The sequence below is a fragment of the Hominisplanchenecus faecis genome, from assembly GCF_020687205.1.
In the GTDB taxonomy this organism is placed as follows: domain Bacteria; phylum Bacillota; class Clostridia; order Lachnospirales; family Lachnospiraceae; genus Hominisplanchenecus; species Hominisplanchenecus faecis.
The window spans coordinates 1-22,877 of the sequence record NZ_JAJEQE010000052.1; the positions used below are offsets into that span (position 1 = coordinate 1).

The 22,877-nt window shown below is 44.4% G+C and carries 19 protein-coding genes, 8 tRNA genes and 1 riboswitch; of the genes, 25 read left to right on the top strand and 2 right to left on the bottom strand.

Translation table 11 applies throughout. The features are described 5' to 3' along the window. Positions 1-135: 135 nt before the first annotated feature. Positions 136-209, bottom strand: a tRNA-Arg gene (locus LKD42_RS12295). A gap of 194 nt (positions 210-403) precedes the next feature. Here LKD42_RS12295 and LKD42_RS12300 point away from each other — a divergent pair. Both LKD42_RS12300 and LKD42_RS12305 read left to right on the top strand, forming a co-directional pair. Further along, positions 404-1,171: a threonine/serine exporter family protein gene (locus LKD42_RS12300; protein WP_248835870.1), complete on the top strand. Its 768-nt coding sequence runs from the start codon at positions 404-406 to the stop codon at positions 1,169-1,171. Continuing rightward, a complete protein-coding gene (locus tag LKD42_RS12305; protein WP_147631181.1) occupies positions 1,171-1,629 on the top strand; it encodes a threonine/serine exporter family protein in 459 nt (152 codons plus the stop codon). The genes LKD42_RS12300 and LKD42_RS12305 overlap by 1 nt, the downstream gene beginning before the upstream one ends. Positions 1,630-1,677: 48 nt before the next feature. Here LKD42_RS12305 and LKD42_RS12310 read toward each other — a convergent pair whose 3' ends face one another. Continuing rightward, positions 1,678-1,875, bottom strand: a complete 198-nt coding sequence (locus LKD42_RS12310) for a hypothetical protein (protein WP_022118384.1) — start codon at positions 1,873-1,875, stop codon at positions 1,678-1,680. Between the two features lie 413 nt (positions 1,876-2,288). Here LKD42_RS12310 and LKD42_RS12315 point away from each other — a divergent pair, with 413 nt between their 5' ends. The 23 genes from LKD42_RS12315 to LKD42_RS12425 all read left to right on the top strand — a co-directional run bounded on the left by LKD42_RS12315 (position 2,289) and on the right by LKD42_RS12425 (position 22,613). Continuing rightward, positions 2,289-2,621 carry a rhodanese-like domain-containing protein gene (locus LKD42_RS12315; protein WP_173887187.1) on the top strand — a complete coding sequence of 111 codons (333 nt, stop codon included), beginning with the start codon at positions 2,289-2,291 and terminating at the stop codon, positions 2,619-2,621. Positions 2,622-2,757: 136 nt separating this feature from the next. After that, on the top strand, positions 2,758-3,300 hold the full coding sequence (gene yfcE / locus LKD42_RS12320; protein ID WP_173898464.1) for a phosphodiesterase: 543 nt from the start codon (positions 2,758-2,760) through the stop codon (positions 3,298-3,300). Positions 3,301-3,332: 32 nt separating this feature from the next. Then, the gene (locus tag LKD42_RS12325) at positions 3,333-4,484 is read left to right on the top strand and encodes a THUMP domain-containing class I SAM-dependent RNA methyltransferase (RefSeq protein ID WP_147631184.1); all 1,152 of its coding nucleotides are present in this window, start codon (positions 3,333-3,335) and stop codon (positions 4,482-4,484) included. Positions 4,485-4,504: 20 nt separating this feature from the next. Further along, positions 4,505-5,866 (top strand): lectin like domain-containing protein, encoded by a 1,362-nt coding sequence (locus LKD42_RS12330; RefSeq protein ID WP_248835871.1) that lies wholly within the window; start codon positions 4,505-4,507, stop codon positions 5,864-5,866. Positions 5,867-5,916: 50 nt separating this feature from the next. Continuing rightward, positions 5,917-6,546, top strand: coding sequence for an RdgB/HAM1 family non-canonical purine NTP pyrophosphatase (gene rdgB / locus LKD42_RS12335; protein ID WP_248835872.1), 630 nt, complete (start codon positions 5,917-5,919; stop codon positions 6,544-6,546). Beyond that, a complete protein-coding gene (locus tag LKD42_RS12340; RefSeq protein ID WP_022118378.1) occupies positions 6,524-7,003 on the top strand; it encodes a metallophosphoesterase family protein in 480 nt (159 codons plus the stop codon). The genes rdgB and LKD42_RS12340 overlap by 23 nt, the downstream gene beginning before the upstream one ends. Positions 7,004-7,407: 404 nt before the next feature. Continuing rightward, positions 7,408-7,482 (top strand) — tRNA-Pro (locus LKD42_RS12345). A 30-nt stretch (positions 7,483-7,512) separates the two neighbouring features. Continuing rightward, positions 7,513-7,583, top strand: a tRNA-Gly gene (locus tag LKD42_RS12350). Between the two features lie 4 nt (positions 7,584-7,587). After that, positions 7,588-7,661, top strand: a tRNA-Arg gene (locus LKD42_RS12355). Positions 7,662-7,668: 7 nt separating this feature from the next. After that, positions 7,669-7,742, top strand: a tRNA-His gene (locus LKD42_RS12360). A gap of 4 nt (positions 7,743-7,746) precedes the next feature. Beyond that, positions 7,747-7,818: transfer RNA gene (locus LKD42_RS12365), tRNA-Gln, on the top strand. Positions 7,819-7,882: 64 nt separating this feature from the next. After that, positions 7,883-7,955 (top strand) — tRNA-Lys (locus LKD42_RS12370). Positions 7,956-8,161: 206 nt separating this feature from the next. After that, positions 8,162-10,192 (top strand): aryl-sulfate sulfotransferase, encoded by a 2,031-nt coding sequence (locus LKD42_RS12375; RefSeq protein WP_248835873.1) that lies wholly within the window; start codon positions 8,162-8,164, stop codon positions 10,190-10,192. 424 nt (positions 10,193-10,616) lie between these two features. Continuing rightward, entirely contained in the window at positions 10,617-11,672 is a 1,056-nt protein-coding gene (locus LKD42_RS12380; protein WP_248835874.1) for an FAD:protein FMN transferase, read from the top strand. Between the two features lie 34 nt (positions 11,673-11,706). Continuing rightward, positions 11,707-13,395: an FMN-binding protein gene (locus tag LKD42_RS12385; RefSeq protein ID WP_248835875.1), complete on the top strand. Its 1,689-nt coding sequence runs from the start codon at positions 11,707-11,709 to the stop codon at positions 13,393-13,395. Between the two features lie 18 nt (positions 13,396-13,413). Continuing rightward, on the top strand, positions 13,414-13,911 hold the full coding sequence (locus LKD42_RS12390; RefSeq protein ID WP_248835876.1) for an FMN-binding protein: 498 nt from the start codon (positions 13,414-13,416) through the stop codon (positions 13,909-13,911). Positions 13,912-13,914: 3 nt separating this feature from the next. Then, positions 13,915-14,778, top strand: a complete 864-nt coding sequence (locus LKD42_RS12395) for a 4Fe-4S binding protein (protein ID WP_248835877.1) — start codon at positions 13,915-13,917, stop codon at positions 14,776-14,778. 112 nt (positions 14,779-14,890) lie between these two features. Beyond that, on the top strand, positions 14,891-16,630 hold the full coding sequence (locus LKD42_RS12400; RefSeq protein ID WP_215659036.1) for a penicillin-binding Tp47 domain C-containing protein: 1,740 nt from the start codon (positions 14,891-14,893) through the stop codon (positions 16,628-16,630). Between the two features lie 72 nt (positions 16,631-16,702). After that, positions 16,703-16,782, top strand: a tRNA-Leu gene (locus LKD42_RS12405). A 124-nt stretch (positions 16,783-16,906) separates the two neighbouring features. Continuing rightward, positions 16,907-16,998, top strand: a riboswitch (THF riboswitch). A 109-nt stretch (positions 16,999-17,107) separates the two neighbouring features. Continuing rightward, the gene (locus LKD42_RS12410) at positions 17,108-18,793 is read left to right on the top strand and encodes a formate--tetrahydrofolate ligase (protein ID WP_248835878.1); all 1,686 of its coding nucleotides are present in this window, start codon (positions 17,108-17,110) and stop codon (positions 18,791-18,793) included. 156 nt (positions 18,794-18,949) lie between these two features. Next, positions 18,950-19,717 (top strand): formate/nitrite transporter family protein, encoded by a 768-nt coding sequence (locus LKD42_RS12415; RefSeq protein WP_248835879.1) that lies wholly within the window; start codon positions 18,950-18,952, stop codon positions 19,715-19,717. 238 nt (positions 19,718-19,955) lie between these two features. Continuing rightward, positions 19,956-21,083: an SGNH/GDSL hydrolase family protein gene (locus LKD42_RS12420; protein WP_248835880.1), complete on the top strand. Its 1,128-nt coding sequence runs from the start codon at positions 19,956-19,958 to the stop codon at positions 21,081-21,083. A 237-nt stretch (positions 21,084-21,320) separates the two neighbouring features. After that, positions 21,321-22,613, top strand: a complete 1,293-nt coding sequence (locus LKD42_RS12425) for an adenylosuccinate synthase (RefSeq protein ID WP_147631194.1) — start codon at positions 21,321-21,323, stop codon at positions 22,611-22,613. The last annotated feature ends 264 nt before the right edge of the window (positions 22,614-22,877 follow it).

Here is a 22,877-nt window from a genome sequence, read left to right on the forward strand (position 1 = left end):
TATAAGTTTTCTTAATGCCCATCTTCTTGCCCTTCGGACAAGAAGCATCCCTCGCTCTAAAGAGCTCGGTCAATTTTTATTGAGGATATTCTTGTAAAGAAAAAACCGCCAAAGTCAACGACTCTAGCGGTTCACCGTGCGTTAGAAGATTCGAACTCCCGACCTTTTGGTCCGTAGCCAAACGCTCTATCCAGCTGAGCTAAACGCACATTTTGTTTTGTTGCCTTGCTGTGTACCTCAGCAACAATGAGAATTATATAGTATGTTTATGGAAATGTCAACACTTTTTTTGAAAAAAATAAAAAAATTTTTGAGCCTGTTTTTATGGCTTTTTGCTTTGGGCAATGATAGAATAAATGAGGTAGTATTTCAGAAAGAAAAATCAGGAATGGAGGGCATAGCTTTGGATAAAACCGCAGAGTGTAAACTGGTTCTTGATACAGCGGTACTGGCAGGAAAGATCATGCTGCAAAGCGGAGCAGAGATCCATCGCGTAGAAGATACTATTCACAGGATATTAAAAGTGTCAGGCATGAAAACAGCAGAAGCGTTTGTGATGCCGACCGGTCTGATCGTCACACTCGACGATCCGCATATGGATTCCATGACTGTTGTCAAACGGATCAAAACAAGAGGAACGAACTTGAGCAGGATTGCAGAAGTGAATGACATTTCAAGAAGATTCTGTTCCGGGAACATCAGTCTGGAAGAAGCGTTTCACAGTCTGAAGCATATGAAACAGTACACCTATACAGCTTTGCAAAAATACATCGCACAGATCATGGTAGCGTTTTTCTTTGCGGTTCTGCTTGGCGGAACCAGATGGGATGCAGTCGGGGCAGGTGCGGCAGGTATTGGCATGGTTCTGATCCTGTACCTTGGAAGAAAGATCGGGTTGAATGATTTTTTTCAGCTTTTGCTTGCTTCAGCGGTAATCGCAGTTGTGGCATATCTGGCAGCAGAGAATCCATATCAGACGATACAGATGGATATTGTGATCATAGCGGCGATCATGCCGATCGTTCCGGGAGCTGCCATAACAACGGCTGTGCGGGATACGATGCAGGGTGATTATGTGGCAGGAGGAGCAAAAGCACTGGAAGCATTTGTCAGTGCGGCGGCGATCGCGGCAGGCGTTTCATTTGGAATGATCCTGACGGGGGTGATGTGATGATTATACAGGTGATAGCGGCATTTGCGGCCATTTTTACATTTGCAATGGCACTTGAAATACCGAAAAAATATCTTATAAACTGCGGCTTTATCGGTGCGGCCGGATGGTTTGTCTATCTGGTTGTACTGCAAAGATTCGGGATGATGACAGCTAATCTGCTCGGTGCGGCAGCTATTACGCTGCTTGCCCATTTTTTTGCAAGAATCAAAAAAGCACCGGTGACGATTTTTTTGATCCCGGGGTTTCTGACACTGGTTCCGGGGGCAGGGTTATATCGCAGCGTGCATTACTTTTTTATAGGAAATCGAAGCATGGGAGCTGCCTACCTGGTGCAGACACTTCAGATTGCGGGTGTGATCGCACTTGGCGTATTTATGGTCGATTCCCTTGTGGAGATCATTGGAAAAAGAAAACAAAAAGAAGAAAAAAACAATCAGAGTCAGGTAAAAAAATAGCAGGTGCAGCATGGGACTGCACCTGTATCATAGAAAAGCGGTAATGGTTTATTCCATTTCGTCTTCGTCGTAAGCGTCGTTATGGCAGTTTTTGTCATAGCTGCTCTTACCGGCATAGTTTTTTGAAGTGGTTTTATCGTAGGTGTTTTTCGAATCGTAAGCATTTTTTGAAGTAGTCCGATCGGTTTCGTTTGTGGAATTGTAAGTGTTCTGTGTGCGGTTTTTCGAATTTGCATTTTTACTCATGTCAATTTCCTCCTTGTGACTGTAAATTCATTCCGAAGGCACGAGAGACTTTGTGTGCGTTTCTGGTCAGTACGTCTGAGATTGATCTAAGAGAACTGCACTGCATCTTATGTGGTGCCTTCTGACATCTTATAGTTTCTTCAAAAAGTGAAAAAATATAATGGAAATCATTGCCAAAATCTGCCGATGTTTTCATACTAGACAAAAAACAGAAAAATACTTATTGCAATTTTTACCAATATATATTATAATTCAACTGTAAAAAGAATTTACCCTTCAAAAATTTTTTTTACGAACCCCTTATTAATTATTTATACTCCCCTCGAAACATCCGGTAGCTCCCCTACCGGATGTTTCATTTTACGGAAAATCAAGTCTTCGGAAGGGGTTTTTCAGATACCATTTTCTGTTTTATGGCATATGGTATACTGGAAGGAGTGAAGGGATTTATGGAATATGAAATGATTTCGGAAAAAGAACTGGATCGCCTTTTGGAAAAAGAACAGGGTTTTGTGATAGATCTTCGCTCACCGTGGGAATATGCAGCTTATCACATTCCGGGAGCGGTGAATATTCCGTATGAACGGTTGAAAAAGGTTCGGGGACTGCCAAAGAATGTTCCACTGATTTTTTACTGTGAACGTGGTTCAGTCAGTATGGTGGCGGCAAGGGAGATGGCAGAAAAAGGATACCGGGCAAAGAGTCTGACCGGCGGCATCCATTCCTGGCACAGAAGGCTTGGATAGAGGCAAAAAAGATTGACAGGGAAAAACAGCAAGATTATAGTTAATAAACAGGAAGAGAACAGTGAAAAAGGGCTGAAAAGACAGCTGTTCTTTTGCCTTGAAATGCAAAGTGAAAAAGAAAAGGAGAATATACGATATGAAATTGATGTTTGCATCTGATATACACGGTTCTGCGTATTATTGCAGAAAGATGCTGGAGGCATATCAGGCGGAGGAGGCAGGCCGCCTGATTCTTCTCGGGGATATTCTGTATCATGGACCGCGAAATGATCTGCCGAAAGAGTATGCTCCAAAAGAAGTGATTGCCATGTTAAACCCGATGAAGAATGATATCTGTGCGGTTCGCGGAAACTGCGAGGCTGAAGTAGACCAGATGGTACTGGATTTCCCGGTGATGGCAGATTACGCTCTGATTCTTTACGGAGAACGTAATCTATATGCCACACATGGTCATATTTATAATGAAAACAATCTACCGCCTCTGAAAAACGGGGATATTCTGATCCACGGTCATACGCATGTATTAAAAGCAGAAAAAAGAGAAGATTATACACTGCTCAACCCGGGATCGGTATCGATCCCGAAAGAGGGAAATCCGCCAAGTTATGCAATCCTGGAAGATGGTCTGTTTACGATCAAAGGATTTGATGGAACGATTATAAAAGAACTGCAGCTGTAGACAAGGGACAGATGTGAAGATACGGAGAAAATATGAAAATTTATGAACTGATCGCCCCATGCCATTTCGGGCTGGAGGCAGTATTGAAACGGGAAATTACAGATTTAGGTTATGAGATCAGCAAAGTGGAAGACGGAAAGGTGACTTTTCTCGGAGATGCCGAGGCCATCTGCTATGCAAATATTTTTCTGCGGACGGCGGAGAGGATCCTTCTGAAGGTCGGAACGGTGCATGCAGAGACGTTTGACGAGCTTTTTGAGGGCGTCCGTGCTCTTCCGTGGGAAGAATATATTCCGGAAAACGGAAAATTCTGGGTTACAAAGGCAACTTCCGTAAAGAGTAAGCTGTTCAGTACCTCGGATATTCAGTCCATTGTGAAAAAAGCAATGGTAAAAAGGATGGAAAAGGCTTACGGGAAGTCCTGGTTTGAAGAAGACGGAGCTTCTTTCCCGGTAAGGGTAACGTTTATGAAGGATGAAGCGGTGATCGGACTTGATACTACCGGAATTTCGCTGCACAAACGCGGATATCGTCAGAATACAGCAAAAGCCCCGATCTCGGAGACGCTTGCAGCAGCACTGATCATGCTGACACCATGGAGAAAAGACCGTATTCTGGTCGATCCGTTCTGCGGAAGCGGTACCTTCCCGATCGAGGCCGCCATGATGGCGGCAAACATGGCACCGGGCATGAACCGCAGCTTTTTATCAGAAGCCTGGCTGCATCTGATCCCGAAGAAAAACTGGTACGATGCGGTGGAAGAAGCACAGGAACAGATCAATCTGAATATCGAGACAGACATTCAGGGATACGATATCGATGCGGCAGTGGTGCACAGTGCAAGAGAAAATGCGAGAAGAGCCGGAGTGGAAGAACTGATCCATTTCCAGCAAAGACCGGTCAGCGAACTGCATCATCCGAAAAAGTATGGTTTTATCATCACCAATCCGCCGTATGGAGAGCGTCTGGAAGAAAAAGCAGAACTTCCGGCACTTTACCGGCAGATCGGAGAGAGCTTTGACCGTCTTGATACCTGGTCCAAATATATGATCACCAGTTACGAGGATGCACAGCATTATATAGGAAAGAAAGCGGACAAGAACCGTAAGATCTATAATGGTATGATCAAAACCTATTTCTATCAGTATCTGGGGCCAAAACCTCCAAGACGGGAGAAAAATTGAAAATAAGGTTTTTAAGAAGTATGCGAAATGCTCTGGTGATCGTGATCGTATGCCTGAGTGTGTCGTTGTTGTATGATGTATACAAAGAACCAATTGACCGGCTGCTGCATCTGGATCAGACAGAGACGAACGAAACCACAGAAACCGGAAACAGGAAGCAGAAAACGAAAAAACAGGCACAGAAGCCAGACGGACAGCAGGAAGAAGGTCTGCCGTCCGCTTATGATGGACGCATGACGGGCAAAGCTCCGGAAGTGAAAAATCAAGGTACGTTTGGGACTTGCTGGGCAGTTGTTACTTCGTCTGCCCTGGAATCACGGCTGCTGCCGCAGGAGGATATCATTTTTTCGGCAGATCACATTTCCACACAGAACAGCTATGCAATCGGTCAGGAAGAGGGAGGAGCCTACAACATTGCAATCGCCTATCTGACGGCGTGGCAGGGACCGGTGACCGAAGAGATGGATCCTTATGGAGACGGTGTTACACCGGAAGGTCTTTCTCCGGTAAAACATGTGCAGGAAGTTCAGATCGCAGAAGATAAGGATTTTGATGCGATCAAAGAAATGATTTACCGGTACGGAGCCGTTCAAAGCTCGATCTATATGGATATGGGCGGGACAAAAGTGACATCTGAATACTATGATTCGGAAAATACTTCCTACTATTATAATGGAGAGGATGAAGTGAACCATGACATTCTGATCATTGGATGGGATGATGATTATCCGGCGGAGAATTTTACGAAGACTCCATCGAAAAACGGTGCGTTTCTATGTCAGAACAGCTGGGGCGAAGGCTTTGGCGATGGCGGAAGATTTTATGTTGCCTATGATGATACACAGATTGGCAGAAACTGTGTGGCATACACAAGGATTGACGGGACAGATAACTATGACCATCTTTATCAGACCGATCTGTGTGGCTGGGTCGGAAATATGGGCTATAAAAAAGAAAGCTGCTGGTTTGCAAACGTTTATACGGCAGATAGTACACAGACGCTGCGTGCAGTCGGGTTTTATGCAACCGGGTCGGAGTCGGATTACGAAATCTATGTGGCGGCAGATTTTAAAAACGAGATGTCACTTGTTTTGCCAAAGAAGATCCAGAAAGGTCATCTGGAACGAAAAGGATTTTATACGATTGATCTGAAAAAAGAAATTTCCATAGCAGAAGGAGAACGTTTTGCTGTTATGGTCAAAATAAACACACCGGGCAGTGATTATCCAGTGGCGATGGAATATCGGGCCGATGACCAGACTGCAAATGTAAATCTGGAAGACGGGTACGGCTACGTCAGCGTGGACGGTTACAGGTGGAGCCGGATCGAAGAAGAGTATGGCGGAAATATCTGCCTGAAAGCCTATACAGATAATCGCTGATGTGCTATGATAACGAATATAGGATGAACAAAAGCAGAAGGGAGAAAATCATGAAGAAAAGAATTGTTTTTGCAACCGGAAATGTCGGGAAAATGAAAGAGATCAAAATGATCCTGGGAGATCTTGGGATGCCGGTTGTCTCGATGAAAGAAGCCGGTATAGAGGCAGACATTGTAGAAGATGGAACGAGTTTTGCAGAGAATGCACAGATCAAGGCAAGTGCAGTCTTTGAAAAATGCCATGATATCGTGCTTGCAGATGATTCTGGACTGGAGATTGACTACCTGAACAAGGAACCGGGCATTTATTCTGCACGCTATATGGGAGAAGATACTTCCTATCATATCAAAAATGCAAATCTGATCAGCCGTCTGGAAGGGGTGCCGGATGAGAAACGTACCGCACGTTTTGTCTGTGCGATTGCAGCGGTTCTTCCAAATGGAGAAGTGCTGCACAGTGAAGGCACGATCGAAGGAATCATCGGATACGAAGAACAGGGTGAGAATGGCTTTGGATATGATCCGATCTTTTATCTGCCACAGTATGGATGTACAACGGCACAGCTGGAGCCGGATGTGAAAAATGAATTAAGCCACAGAGGCAAGGCACTGCGTGCGATCAAAGAACAGCTGAGAAAATATTGCGAGGAGGGAGCATATGAAGATACTGATCGTCAGTGATACGCATGGAAGACTGGAAAATCTGGAGCGGGTGATCGAAATGACAAAACCGATCGATGCCCTGATCCATCTCGGAGATGTGGAAGGACAGGAAGATTACATACGCCGTCTGGTTCCGTGTGCAGCCTATATGGTCAGTGGAAACAATGACTTTTTTTCCATGCTCCCAAGAGAACTCGAGTTTGAACTCGGCAAATATAAAGTGCTGATCACACATGGTCATTATTATTATGTTTCCCTCAATACCGAGGAGCTTCGCCGCCAGGCAAGGAGCAGAGGCAAAGACATTGTGATGTTCGGGCATACACACAAACCGTATCTGGATACGGAAGACGGGATCACGATCTTAAACCCGGGCAGTCTGTCTTATCCGAGACAGGAAGGACGCAGGCCAAGTTACATGATCATGACCATAGATGAGGCGGGAGAAGCCCGCTATGAAATCTGTTATCTCTGATAAAACTTGATATAGCCTCCGGCGGATTGCAGAGGTGCACAGAAGAATATGTCATAGAATGGATGACGTACACCGCACAGCAACAGTGCCGGAGGCATTCTTGAAATAGAAGAAAAGCAGCGTTTGATAACAGATGTGAAAAGATCGCAGCAAAAACGGTGAAGATCAAAATTGTTTGGAATTTTTGGAATTGTTTAAACTTTTTTGAAAAAAGGTGTTGACAGAAGAGAAAAACGATGGTATGATACAACACGTTGAAGGCAATGAGCCGGAAACAAAGCGGGAAAATAAAATGACAACAAAAAAATGTTAAAAAAGTAAAAAAAGTACTTGACAGACAGAAATAAAAGTTGTAAAATATATCTCGTGTCAAACAAAAAAGAGAAATGCATATAAGCAAATAACGGGGTGTGGCTCAGCTTGGCTAGAGCGCCTGGTTTGGGACCAGGAGGTCGCAGGTTCGAATCCTGTCACCCCGACTGAAATTTTAAATTTCATCAAGTTTATATGCGGGTGTAGTTCAATGGTAGAACACCAGCCTTCCAAGCTGGATACGTGGGTTCGATTCCCATCACCCGCTCTTTGAGTCTGTAGCTCAGTTGGATAGAGCAACGGCCTTCTAAGCCGTGGGTCGGGGGTTCGAATCCCTCCAGGCTCGTTTTATGGTGGGTATAGCGCAGCTGGTTAGCGCGCCAGATTGTGGCTCTGGAGGCCAAGGGTTCGAATCCCTTTATCCACCTTTTTGGGCTATCGCCAAGCGGTAAGGCACAGCACTTTGACTGCTGCATTCGCTGGTTCGAATCCAGCTAGCCCAGCTAGCGTAAGCCGGCTGGACAAAAAGTGCCGATGCTTTCGCTCGTATAGTTCAGAACAAAATATGGGATATTAGCTCAGTTGGTAGAGCACTTGACTTTTAATCAAGTTGTCCGGGGTTCGAATCCCCGATGTCTCATGAGAAAGATGCATGGAAATGCATCTTTTTTTGTTGCAGTAACGAGGAAATGTCAGAGGCATTGGTGCGGAGCGAGAAAGCGGGCAAAAAGTGATACTGTATCTGCAAAAAAAGAGTTACAGTATCAAATTTTTCTCACATTTGTTTTTTATCATAAGTGCCAGTGTGATAACTTAATATTTTCTTAAGAAGGGGAATTTAAAAGTATGAAAGCGAAAAAGAAATGGATGTTTCTTGGACTGACTGTTCTGGTTGTTGTGGCAGCAGGTCTTGGATACTGGAAACGGATCGGAATCCGCAATACGCTGTATCGTATGCTGGATAAGCAGATTCCATTAACAGGTGATGTTTATGGATATTACGGACAGGAAGTAAAGGTAAAAGAAAATCTGAATGAAGAAACCTCTTTCCAGATGGAGGATTCCTATGCAGACAAAATTGACACGACGATCACAAAAGAATCCAGTATGGTTGATACCTCCTGGCAGATCGACCAGCAGATCGAGGCGGAAGTCCAGTCCGGTGCATATACCTTTGAAGAGCCGGAAGTAATCATGGATCCTTACCAGATCTCACCGTTGACCGGTGTTGCAGTATTTCAGACAGATGAGGAATACCGTGTCCGGGTTACTGTAAAAGGAAAGACAAAAGAAGCAGATATCACCGGTGTGACTGTGAAAGCAAAAGGACATCGGGTACCGATCATCGGTCTTTACCCGAAAACGGAGAATTCGGTAAAACTGGAACTTTTAGATGACAACGATCAGACGATTAAAGAGATGGAACTGAAAGTTCAGACTGACGGACTGCCGGAAGAGATGGATGACATGGTATCGGTTGAAAAAAGTTCCGGAGAATCTGCCTATGGTCTTACGATTATTTCCGGTCAGGGCGTGTATTATCCGTTCGCTTATGATGTAAACGGAGATATTCGCTGGTATCTGAACCACAGAACATCCACTTACGGTGTGTTCCAGCTTTCGAATGGAAATTATATCATGCAGGACAATTACGGATACGTTTCTTCTGTGACGAAATCTTTCCCTGCTGCTTTTTATGAAATGGATTATCTTGGACGTGCTGTTCAGATGTACCTTGTCCCACATGGAACGCACCATGAGATCATTGAAAAGGAACCAGATGGAAATCTTCTGATCCTGACAAGTACTTTGCAGGATCATGTGGATGACAAGATCATTGAGCTTGACCGTAAGAGTGGGGAGATTGTCAACAGTCTGGAGATGACGGAGCTTTTTGGAAATGATTATACCGAAGACGTGATTGACTGGGCACATTTAAATACCGTTTCCTATCAGGCAGAGGATGATACCATTCTGATCAGTCCGCGAAACTTAAATTCCGGTGTGAAATTAAACTGGACCACACATGAAATCGTCTGGATTCTGGCAAATCCGGAAGTCTTTAAAGGAACGAAATACGAGAAATATGTGCTTACACCGGATTCAGATTTTCTGTGGCATTACAGACAGCATACCGTTTATCAGATTGATACGGATCTGGACGGCAATTCGGATACGGTAGAGATCACGATGTTTGACAACCATCGTAACCCGGAAGCAGATTATTATGATCATGAAAAAGGATCATTTGTAACGGTTTATGCAGTGAACGAAAAAGAGAAGACAGTCTCACTTCTGAAAAAGCTTAAGGTTGTGAAAGCAAACGTTACATCGAATACCATTTACGATGCAGACAGCGGTCATATCTTTGGAATGTGCGGAACGGTAAAAAGCGGCACTGCCAAAACAGGTATGACTTATGAGTTTGATTATGAGAGCGGTGAAATCCTCAATCAGTATTACATCAACAAGAATTATTACCGTGCAATTGAACTGGAAGCAAATTATGAGACAATGTCAGAAGCGATGCAGCAACCGGAGGATTATATCAAAGGAACACTTCGTCCGCTGGCAGAAACCACTGCCAAAATCAAAGAGCCGACGCAGCAGCTGAGCGAAGGACTGAATTTTAAGCTGACGGCAGGCATTCTGTTTGCAGAGATGCGGAACCGTCAGGTATCCCAGATTATTTTCAAAGGAGAGAACAAATCCTATGTTTATGATCAGTCATTCCTGAAGCTCAGAGAAGAAGACTATCTTCTGCGTACAGAGAGTATTCCGATCCCGCTTACAACACTGGAAAAAGGAACCTATCAGATCTACTGTGTTTATCAGGATGGATATTATGATACGGCACAGACGATCACGATAAAATAAAGGCGGAGGGTTTTGCACATTGCCAAAAGCTCCTGGCCAGCCAGGGGGCACTTAAGCGAAAAATTTTTGCATGCCAAACAAAAAAGACAGAGCACATGACATATTCTTATGCCAATATGCCTCTGCCTTTTTTGTTTATTATTAATTTGTGACATTCCGCTTAGGCGACCCCGGGCAGGCCTGGAGCATTTAAAAATGTGCAAAGCAAAAGTATTTATGGAAGATAGTGGCGTTCTGTATTCATAACACAGTTTCTATAACCTTCCTTTGTACATTTACAAAACCTCCGCCGTAACTTGATGAGAAAAATTGATTAATAAGAAGAAAAATATTGACACAAAAAAACAGTAATGCTAGGATGATGCAGTTAGAAATAGCTAACATTAATTTGCTTGAACGAATAAAGAAAGGGCAGGTAAATTTTATGAAAAAAAAGATCACAGCAATTTTGATGGTGATCCTGATCGGTATAATGGCTGCAGGATGCGGACAGCAGCAGAAAACAGAGCAGACAGCGGGCACAGAAGAATCAGCGAGCCAGGATATTTTTGCTATGGACACTTACATGTCTGTGACTGCATATGGGGCAGATGCAGAAAGTGCAGTTTCGGATGCAATTGCAGAGATTGAGCGACTGGATGCACTGCTTTCGACAGGAGAGACGGACAGTGAGATCTATAAGCTGAACCAGAATGGAGGAGGAAGCATTTCGGAAGATACTTCTTATCTTCTTGAGCGTGCACTTGAGATCTGGAAAAGTACGGATGGCTGTTTTGAGATCGGTATTTACCCACTGATGCAGGAATGGGGCTTTACAGACGGCAATTATAAAGTTCCGGATAAGGAAACACTGCAGAAACTACTGCCTCTGGCGGATTCTTCAAAAATTGATTTTAATGAGAAAGATCAGACCGTCAGCTTTGAACAGGATGGAATGGAGATTGATTTCGGAGGAATCGCAAAGGGCTATACTTCAGGAAGGATCATGGATATTTTCCGTGAACATGGCATCACAAGCGGAATGGTAAGCCTTGGCGGAAACGTACAGGTACTTGGAATCAAAACAGATGGAAGCCAATGGAGAGTTGCCGTTCAGAATCCAGAAGATACGGAAAATTATCTTGGTGTCCTTGAGACACAGGATCGTGCGGTGATCACGTCCGGCGGTTATGAACGCTATTTTGAACAGAACGGCAAGACCTATCAGCATATACTGGATCCGAAAACAGGATATCCGGCAGACAGTGGACTGATATCTGTGACGATCGTCAGTGCGGACGGAACGCTGGCAGATGGTCTGTCTACGTCACTTTTTGTGATGGGAAAAGAAAAAGCAGTGGCATACTGGCGGGCACACAGCGAAGAATTTGACGCGATTCTGGTAGAAAAAGACGGAACCGTATCGGTGACAGAGAACATTGCGGATCAGTTTACACCGGATGATGCGGTAAAAAAGACAGAAATCATAACAAAGCAATAAAAGACAAGAATCATAAGACTGGAGGAGCGGTAAGATGAACTGGAAAAAATTATCAGCGTTTGCACCGATGCTGGCGGTTATTGTACTGGCCGGATGCATGGGAAAAACATTAGCGGGATATACGCCGGCCACTTACGAAGCCAAAGCAGAAGAAATCACACTCCAGGAAGAAACAACACAAAGCACAGAAGAAAAAGGACAGCAAACGTCCAAAACAAAGAAAAAAACAAAGAAAGCCACAAAAACAGAAAGCAAAAAGAAAGCGGCAAAAGGAAACTTTGATCTGGAAGATGGAACTTATACCGGGGAAGGTCAGGGATTTGGCGGAACGATTAAAGTTTCGGTCGTAATAAAAGACAAGACGATCACAGAAATCAATGTCGTGAGTGCCGAAGGAGAAGATGCGGCTTTCTTTGGAAGAGCGAAGGGCGTGATCGATAAGATCCTTTCCGGGCAGAAGACGGATGTGGATGTGGTATCCGGTGCGACCTATAGTTCCAGAGGCATTATAAATGCCGTGAAAAATGCATTGACCGGAGAGAAGGATACCAGTACTTCACCGGCAGCGGGCAGCACAGGCGGGGCATCGGCAGCAGCCGGAAGTGGAAAGATCACGCAGGTGGCGGAAGACAAAGATCAGACCTGCAAAGACGGCACTTACTATGGCACCGGAACCGGATTTGGCGGAACGGTGAAAGTAAAAGTTGTGATCAAAGATAACAAGATCAAAAGTATTGAGATCGTGGAACATCAGGACGGAAGCAGCTATATGCAGAAGGCATCCGCACTGATCAGCACGGTGATCGAAAAACAGAGCACCAACGTAGACGGCGTGTCCGGGGCAACTTACAGTTCGGCCGGTCTGATCGAGGCGATCCGAAATGCTGTAGATCAGGCAAAAACGACAAAGACAACCGGGGACAATAAGAAAGAAACCGAGAAAAAGAATAACGATACATCCGGAACGGTCACTCCACAGGTGACTGGAAAGTTTCCATATAAAGATGGTATCTACTATGGAATCGGGGAAGGATATATGGGAGATATCACCGTTGCAGTGGTCATCCAGAATAAGACAGTCACCTCAATCCTGGTGACAGAGACAGACGGAGACGGGGAAGAATTTGTCAAAAAGGCAAAAGCAGTGGCAGACCAGATTGTGAAAAAACAGAGTACCAGGAAAATAGATACCGTGTCGGGAGCAACTTACAGCTCGAAGGGAATCCTGGAAGCGATCAAAGATGCCCTGAATCATGCAAAAGAGGCAACTAACGGGAAAGAAACCGAAAAGCCGGCAGAAACCGAGACGCAGAAGCCAGCAGAAACCGAGAAATCCTCAGAAAGTGAATCTTCATCGGAGAGTGAAAAAGAAAAAGTGTATGCCGACGGAGATTATACCGCTTCGGCAACCTGCACTTCCTCTGGCGGAGGAGCGTTTGACGATTATACACTGACTGCGACCGTCACGATCAAAGATGACAAGATCACAGCGATCACAAACGTTGCCGGAAGCGGAGCAGGTTATGTGGCTGCAGATGCTCTTTATATAAAGAGGGCGGCAGAAGGAACAAGAAAAGCACAGGGAGTGGTAGCACAGGTTCTGGCAAAGAACAGCCTGGACGAGATCGATGTGGTATCCGGTGCGACCTGTTCATCCAGTGCCCTTTTAGAAGCCTGCAGACAGGCACTTGAGAGTGCAAAGATCGTGCAACAAAGTGAGTAAAAAGTAAGGAAGATTCTGATGAAAAAATTCTGGATAAAAATGTGCAGCCTTGTGCTGCTACTGTTTCTGATCGGCGGTTACAATACCGTGCTTGCAATGCGGGAGCAGCGAGATGAGATCGCCAGGCTGACCGCAGAGCTGGAGGGCAGCAAGATGACCGTTTCAGCTTTAAAGGAACAGCAGGCAAAGACAACAGAAAATACAGCGGCAGAGGCTTTAAAAGGTGCAGATGCCAAGAATACAGACGGAGGCTGGAAGGACGGCACTTACGAAGGGGAAGGTCAGGGATTTGGCGGCAAGGTCGTTGTGGAAGTGACGATCGAGAGCGGAGAAATCACGTGCATTGAAGTCAAAGAAGCACAAAAAGAGGACAGTGCATACCTTGAAATGGCAAAGGATATCATCGAGGATATCGTAGATGCACAGTCGGCGGACGTGGATACGATCAGCGGAGCGACCTTCAGTTCAACAGGAATCCGGGAAGCAGTTACACAGGCACTTGAAAAGGCGGAATAAGAAATGAACAAGAAACTTGACAGAAAAAAGCAAAAACAAGTACATCGTTATGTAAGAGCTATCATACAGCTGATCTTCTTTCTGCTGGTACCATCCGCTTTTACAGCTGCATTTTCCGGTGTAAAATATCTGTTTACGCAGATTGGCAAAGGAGATGCGATCGGCATGACAAGTTTTGTCACAGCTCTGTGCGTCCTCTGCCTTTATACCATTCTGTTCGGTCGGTTTTTCTGCGGATTTGCCTGTGCATTCGGAAGTTTCGGAGATGCATTGCATGGTATTTATCTGTGGATCTGTAAAAAAATCAGGAAAAAACCGTACCGTATTTCAGAGAAGATCACAAAGTATTTATATTTGCTGAAATACATCGTGCTGGCTATGATCAGCCTGTTATGTTATGCAGGCGTTTATGCAAAAACAAAGGGCACCAGTCCGTGGGAAGTTTTTTCCATGATCCGTGCCGGAAACTTCAAACTTGGCGGATATGCCATCGGAATTGTACTGCTGACCATTCTGATGATCGGCATGTGTGTGCAGGAACGCTTTTTCTGCCGTTTTTTCTGTCCGATGGGTGCTGTCTTTTCCCTGCTTCCGGCACTGCCGTTCCTGACACTGGCAAGAGAGCGTGAAAACTGCATCAAAGGATGCAGGGCATGCACGAAAAACTGTCCGGCAGAACTGGGACTTCCAAAGAGCGGTTCGATCGAGACACCGGGAGAATGTTTCCAGTGTCAGAAGTGCGTGGACATCTGCCCGAAAGGAAATATCCATACGAGAGTGCCGAAACTTCGCGGCAATGAAGTGTGGTTTACGGTTTTCAGAGCATTGCTGCTGCTTGGTGTGCTTTACCTGTTCCGTCTGGCATAGGCAAAAGGGAGTAGCCCTCTTTTATGCCGGGTGGAACTATTTTTAAGGTTATTGGTTAGCAAATGCTAATTTTTAATAAAACAAACTAATTATTATTCGAGGAGGAATACTCATGAAAAAAAGAACCATCAACATGAAAAAGTCACTGGCAATCGCAGTCGCAGCAGCAATGATGCTCGGTATCTGCCCGACAGCAGCACCGGTCAATGCAGCAGATTCAGATTACAAATACGTTTATGCAAGTCTGGACTGGGCAGAGTACTGGCAGAATGAAAATGTTTATCTGGCAAGCGGAAGTACACTGAAATCTTCCTCCGAAGAAGCGGATGCCAGAGGAGAATATGATAAAGGTGCATTTGACGTTGTAACGCGTGCAACGAAAAACCACGGACTGCACCGCGGAAGTTTCCAGTGTGATGCTGTGATCCGTGATACCGATGGAAAAGCATATGAAATCTCTTACTGGACATCCGAAGAAGTGTCGGCAAAGGATGAAAATGGACAGGATACTACGAAAAAAGTTGTCTATGCAGTCCTGACAGACGGAAGCAAGATCCAGTTTGATAAAGGTACGATCACCTACACCGAAAACGGTGAGACAAAAACGGCAACCATGGAGGATTATGAAGTAAAAGGAATCAAATATGTACCGGTTGCAGTCAAAACAGAAGATTATGCAGATTTCTGCAAGAAATACAGCGTAACAGAAGATGCATCTGCAATCGAAGGCGGATATACGGAGAAAGCACTGAAAGCATATACAAAGACAGCAGAAGTAACTGCAGATACCAATGGTCTGAAAGTTGCAACAAAAAATGCAGACGGAACCTATTCTTTTGCGGCAAGAAAGACAGGAAGCAATTCCGGTATCAAAAATGAAGCACAGAAAACAGTCGATGAGACAAAGATTGTAAAGACGGTACGTTCCGCAGATGATGCTGAGACTTACGGTGCATTTATCCGTGTTGACCTGACAGGAGATGCTTATGGTGATCTGGGTGCAAATATGCAGACAGTTCGCTGGGACTACTATGGAAATGACAGCACTTACACAAACAAACTGGCAACCTACGGAACAAAATTTGCAGCAGACAACTGGATGCACAAATCCATGGGTGTTCAGCTTGGACTGACGAAATCCCTTCGCTGCCAGCTGCCGGAAGGAACCGACGGAACCGGATACTGGAAAGTAACCGTATATGCACTGGGATATCAGGATTATACCTTTGAAGTACAGGCAACATCTGAGAACATCGTATCTGACAATAAAGGTGATGAGAAAGTAGATACCACAGAACTGCAGAAAGTGGTAGACGAAGCAAAGAAACTGGTAAAAGCAGACTACACCGCTTCTAGCTGGGCATCTTTTGAGACAGAGCTGGCAGAAGCAGAAGATGAGCTGAAAACACCGCATACACAGGCAACAGTAAACGAAGCGATCGCTCATCTGCAGAATGCGATTAAAGATCTGGTAAAAGTACAGAAAGAAACCGAGACAAAGACACCGGAAACAAAAACAGACATCAACAATGATAAGAACAACCAGACACAGACTGCTTACAAAGCAAAAGTAAAACTGAACTCTGTCAAGAACACAAAAGGCAGAAAAGCAGTCCTGAAATGGAAAAAGGTTAAAAATGCAGACGGTTATGTTGTATACCGTGCAACAAAGAAAAACGGAAAATACGCAGCAGTAAAAACCATCAACAAAGGAAAGACGGTTACCTTTACCAACAAAAATCTGAAAAAAGGAAAAACATACTACTATAAAATCAAAGCTTACAAAAAAGTAAACGGCAAAAAAGCACTTGGTCAGTTTTCAGCAGTAAAGAGCGTTAAAATCAAAAAATAAGCGTAAGTTTTCAGATTTTTCGGGCGGGCACACTTGACAGGGTGTGCCTGCTTTTGTATAATAAAACAGCATGCGGTCATGGCGGAATTGGCAGACGCGCTGGTTTTAGGTGCCAGTGGGCAACCGTGTGAGTTCGAGTCTCACTGGCCGCATTCTTTACAGAAAAGAGATAATTTTTTCTATTCATCTGCTTGACAATTTCAGACAGTTGAGATATAGTAAATATATACAAAAAAGCTTTGGATTTTTTTAGAGTTTTCAGAAGCTTTACATATAAGTAGAGTAGATATCGTACGTAAAGTGTCGTTGGAGGGGGAGGCTTCCGACGAACGAAGGTTATACCGCGTTACGGTCTCGCTTCCGCTACTGCACAAAGAACCAGGATATTTTATCCTTTATTTTTGTGCGGCATTTTTTTACCCAAAAACAGCTAATTACCGCAAAAAGCGGTTAATAAAGAAAGGAGTAATGAATATCATGGGATTCAAATCAGACATTGAAATTGCACAGGAGACAACGATGGCTCCAATCACAGAAATTGCAGACAAAGCAGGTATTGACCGTAAATATCTGGAGCAGTACGGCAATTATAAAGCAAAAATTGACTACAATCTGTTAAGAGAAAAAGAAGGCGAAGACGGCAAGCTGATCCTGGTTACTGCAATCAACCCGACTCCGGCAGGAGAAGGAAAGACAACCACATCTGTAGGTCTGGCAGACGGAATGTCAAGACTTGGTAAAAAAGTTATGGTAGCTCTTCGTGAGCCGTCACTTGGACCTGTATTCGGTGTAAAAGGCGGAGCAGCCGGCGGCGGATATGCTCAGGTAGTTCCGATGGAAGATATCAACCTCCACTTCACAGGTGATTTCCATGCGATCGGTGCAGCAAACAACCTGCTGGCAGCCATGATCGACAACCACATTTTCCAGGGCAACGCACTGAACATTGACCCGAGAAAGATCACATGGAAGAGATGCGTGGATATGAACGACCGTCAGCTGAGAAACGTAGTAGACGGACTTGGCGGAAAGACAAACGGAATGCCAAGAGAAGATGGTTATGACATCACCGTTGCTTCTGAGATCATGGCAGTTCTGTGTTTGGCACGTGACATCACAGACCTGAAAGAAAGACTGTCTAAAATCATCATTGGCTATACATACGGAAAGATCGCAGAGCAGAAACCGGTTACCGCAGGTGACCTGAATGCACAGGGAGCTATGGCAGCTCTTCTGAAAGATGCACTGAAACCAAACCTGGTACAGACACTGGAGAAAACACCGGCAATCGTACACGGCGGCCCGTTCGCAAACATTGCTCATGGATGTAACTCCGTAACAGCAACCAAGATGTGTCTGAAACTGGCTGATTACACCATCACAGAAGCAGGATTCGGTGCTGACCTGGGTGCTGAGAAATTTTTGGATATCAAATGCCGTATGGCAGATCTGAAACCAAACGCAGTTGTTATCGTAGCAACTGTCCGTGCACTGAAATACAATGGCGGTGTAGCAAAAGCAGACCTGAACAACGAGAATCTGGAAGCTCTGGAAAAAGGTATGCCAAACCTGCTGAAACACGTAAGCAATATCACAAATGTATACAAACTGCCTTGCGTTGTTGCAATCAATGCATTCCCGACCGATACAGAAGCAGAACTGAAACTGGTTGAAGAGAAATGTAAAGAACTGGGCGTAAATGTTGTTCTCTCTGAAGTATGGGCAAAAGGCGGCGAAGGCGGAATCGCTCTGGCAGAAGAAGTGATCCGTCTGTGTGATCAGCCAAACGACTTTACTTATGCATACGAACTGGAAGGTTCTATCGAAGATAAACTGAATGAGATCGTTCAGAAGATCTACGGCGGAAGCAGAGTTGTCCTGACAGCAAATGCAAAGAAACAGGCAAAACAGCTCGAAGATATGGGATTTGGCAACTGCCCGATCTGTATGGCAAAAACACAGTACAGCTTAACGGATGACCAGACAAAACTGGGTGCTCCGAAAGATTTTGAGATTACTGTTCGTAACCTGAAGATCTCCGCAGGTGCAGGATTCATCGTAGCACTGACCGGTGATATCATGACTATGCCTGGACTGCCGAAAGTTCCGGCGGCTGAGAGAATCGACGTAGATGAGACAGGAAAGATTTCCGGACTGTTCTGATCAAAACAAAATGATCGCAAAGGTCATATGCATTTTTTCATAAGACAGGGATGAAAGATTCCCAGCAAGCAGATGCCAGGGTTCAATGGGTATACCAGCCTTTTGACTCTGGCATCTTTTCAATGTAAATATAAGAAGAAAAAGCGAGGTGCGTATATGTTTCGAGAAGAGTATCAGGCAGTTTGTGGTGCTGCAAAGAAAAAAGTGGAATTTCTGGAAAAGAATCCGCTTGGATATGTGACAGCTGCTTTCCTGGCAGGAATGTTTATCGGACTGGGCTGCGTGCTGATGGGCGTTGTGGGAGGATATTTCAATGTAGCGGGAAGTCCGGCAACGAAATTGCTGAACGGACTTGTTTTTGCAGTAGGATTAAATTTTGTGTTTATGGCAGGTGCGGAACTGTTTACAGGAAACAATTTTACAATGAGTGCAGCATCTATAAAAGGAGAAATTTCCTGGTGGAAAACGATCAAAGTGTGGATTGTCTGTTATCTGGGAAATCTGCTCGGTTCTGTTGTGACAGCCGGAATCTTTATGATGACCGGACTGATGAACGGACAGGAAGTTGGAACGTTCTTGAGAAATGCGGCAGTGGCGAAAGTCTCCGCAGCTCCGATGGAGCTTTTTGCAAAAGCGATCCTCTGTAACATCTGTGTATGTCTTGCGGTGTGGTGCAGCATCAAAATGAAAACAGAGACTGGCAAGATCATGATGGCGATCTTGGGTGTGATGACCTTTGTTACCAGCGGATATGAGCACAGCGTTGCCAATATGACCTTTTTTACGATTGGTCTGCTAGATCCGGGTACAGCCATCACGATCGGGGGAGTGCTTTACAATCTTCTGATCGTCACAGCCGGCAATATGCTGGGCGGTATTCTGTTTGTGGCATTGCCATATTATTTGATCCAGAAAAAGGATTAAAATAACAGAAAATTCAAGTCGAACGCACGTGAGCAGGTAACCTTCCAAAAAGAAGATACCTGCTTTTTTGTTGTCAAAAAAATTTTCAAAATTCTTGCATAGTGTTTTTGTGAACCGGGAGTGTTTCAAAGTATGGCTTCAAATTCAAAAATACAGAAAAAATCGTAACAGACTTGTAAAAAAATGTAATATATGTTAAAGTAAACAAGGTTACGTCAACAGATGTAAGGAGGAAAATATGAGCAAGCAAAGAAAAAGAAAATACCTGCAGATTGTTGTAACATTTTTATGCATATGCATGCTGGGGGGCTTTTCTGGGAAACAGGTTCATGCTGAGACAGGCTATGCACTGATTCCGAAAGTAAAAGAAGCACAGACCGGATGGTTTGTAAAATACTGGAGCGGCTGGAAGTATATTTATGCAAACGGCAAGTGCCCGAAGAACAAATGGAAAAAGATCAACAATAAGATTTACTATTTTGATAAAAACGGTTATAGGCAGACCGGCTGGAAGAAATATAAAAATTCCTGGTACTATCTTCGCAAGAGCGGCAAGAACAAAGGGGCACTTTGCACCGGATGGAAAACGATCTCCGGGAAACGGTATTTTCTGGCAAAAAAGACAGGTGCAAGAGTGACCGGATGGCATACGATCAAAAATACCCTTTACTATTTTAATAACAAAGGTGTCCTTCAGAAAGGAAAGACGGTGGGAGAGTATCAGCTGGATGAAATCACCGGTGCGGCCATCAAGATCGCGACCGAACCGGATACCTCCGAAGTGACGGACGACAGCAACACCACAGGAGGCGATGCGGACAATACTGCCACGACTGTTAACAAACTGCATATCTTTGTCGGGGACTCCAGAACGGTAGGTTTAAGTAATGCAATGGGCTGTGTATCTTATGATAAACTTCTTCAGATCCGCACAGAAGAAAACCTGACAGAGTACTATCTGGCGGAAGTCGGCAGTGGTTATTCCTGGTACAGCACAAAAGCACTTCCAAGGCTGGTGAAAATGCTCAATGAGAATCCGGCAGCGACCGTGATTTTGAATCATGGTATCAATGATCTTGGAAATATTGATCAGTACATAGCCTCTTATCAGTGGCTGATCGGAGTGTATCCGAATACAAAATTTGTGATCATGTCCGTAAATCCAGTCAACAGAAAACTTTATAAAGGTTATGCAAAACCGGCCAATATTACGGTGTTTAATCAGAAAATGCAGGCGGCATTTCCAAACAATTTTGTCAATACATATCAGTATCTGCAGTCGATGGGATTTAATACCGCAGACGGACTGCACTACGACAGTCTGACGTACATGAACCTTTATAATTATATGCAGCCGTACTTATAAGGCTGGCAATGGAGTACAGAATCGTTTCGTGGTAATTTCAGGTTCTGTACTTCTCTTTCTGTAAAAATGCCGGAAAACAGTTGGTTTCTGTGTTGACTGAACGATGGAAACTGTAGTATACTGGACAAGGATTGTTATTGTAACTATTCAAAAATAAAAAAGAGAATTTTGGTTCTCATATAATAGGAGAAATACTGCAAAATGCAGTATGACAGCTATTCACAGGAGGAGACACATATGGTACAGGCTATTGTAGGAGCAAACTGGGGCGATGAAGGTAAAGGTAAGATTACCGATATGCTGGCTGAAAAAGCAGACATCATCGTAAGATTTCAGGGAGGAGCAAATGCAGGTCATACGATCGTAAACAATTACGGAAAATTTGCACTGCATACACTTCCGTCAGGTGTATTTTACAGCCATACGACAAGCATCATTGGAAATGGTGTTGCTCTGGATATACCTGTTTTGATAAATGAATTAAACAGCATCGTAGAACGCGGTGTTCCGATGCCGAAACTTCTGATCTCTGATCGTGCACAGATCGTAATGCCATATCATATTTTATTTGATAAATATGAGGAAGAACGTCTGGCAGGAAAATCATTCGGATCTACCAAATCAGGTATCGCACCATTTTATTCAGATAAATACGCAAAAATCGGTTTCCAGGTAAATGAGCTTTTTGATGAAGAAAGACTGCTTGGAAAATTAAAAGATGTATGTGAAAAGAAAAACGTCATGTTAGAGCATCTCTATCACAAACCACTGCTGGTTCCGGAAGAGATTCTGGAAACACTGAAGGAATATCGCGAAATGGTAAAACCATTTGTATGCAATACTTCCCTGTATCTGTGGAATGCACTGAAAGAAGGAAAAACAGTTCTTTTGGAAGGACAGCTGGGAACACTGAAAGATCCGGATCACGGAATCTACCCGATGGTTACCTCCTCTTCCACACTGGCAGCTTATGGTGCAATCGGTGCAGGACTGCCGCCGTATGAGATCACCAAGATCGTGACGGTATGCAAAGCTTACTCAAGTGCAGTAGGAGCAGGTGCGTTCGTAAGTGAGATCTTTGGAGAAGAAGCAGATGAGCTGAGAAAACGCGGTGGAGACGGCGGAGAGTTTGGAGCAACCACAGGTCGTCCTCGCCGTATGGGATGGTTTGACTGTGTGGCTTCCAAATACGGATGCCGTATGCAGGGAGCTACGGATGTAGCATTTACCGTTCTGGATGTTCTGGGATACTTGGATGAGATTCCGGTTTGCACAGGTTATGAGATCGACGGAGAAGTTACCACCGATTTCCCGACTACCGCACAGCTGGAAAAAGCAAAACCGGTTCTGGAGAAACTGCCAGGCTGGAAGAGCGATATCCGCGGAATCCGCAAATACGAAGATCTGCCGGAGAACTGCAAGAAATACATCGAGTTCGTAGAAGAACACATCGGATTCCCGATCACCATGGTATCTAACGGACCGGGAAGAGATGATATCATCTATCGCGAGAGTAAACTCTCCAAATAAAAATTGACCGTTGGTTTCCTGGCAGGTGTAAGGAATGGAAATGTCAGGTGTTTTAAAATACTGTTTGCAAAAGAATAGTAGTACATGTGCAAATGAACGAATTCCCCGAAGGGCACGTAAAAGTGCCTTCTTGGGAATTCGTTCATTTTGCACATTGCTGTACGTTTTTGAACGGCCATAGTTTTTTAAAACACTTCATATCATATTTTACACGCTGGCAGGAAACAGCCTTCCACACCGCCAGTGTACGCAAACAGGTTTTAG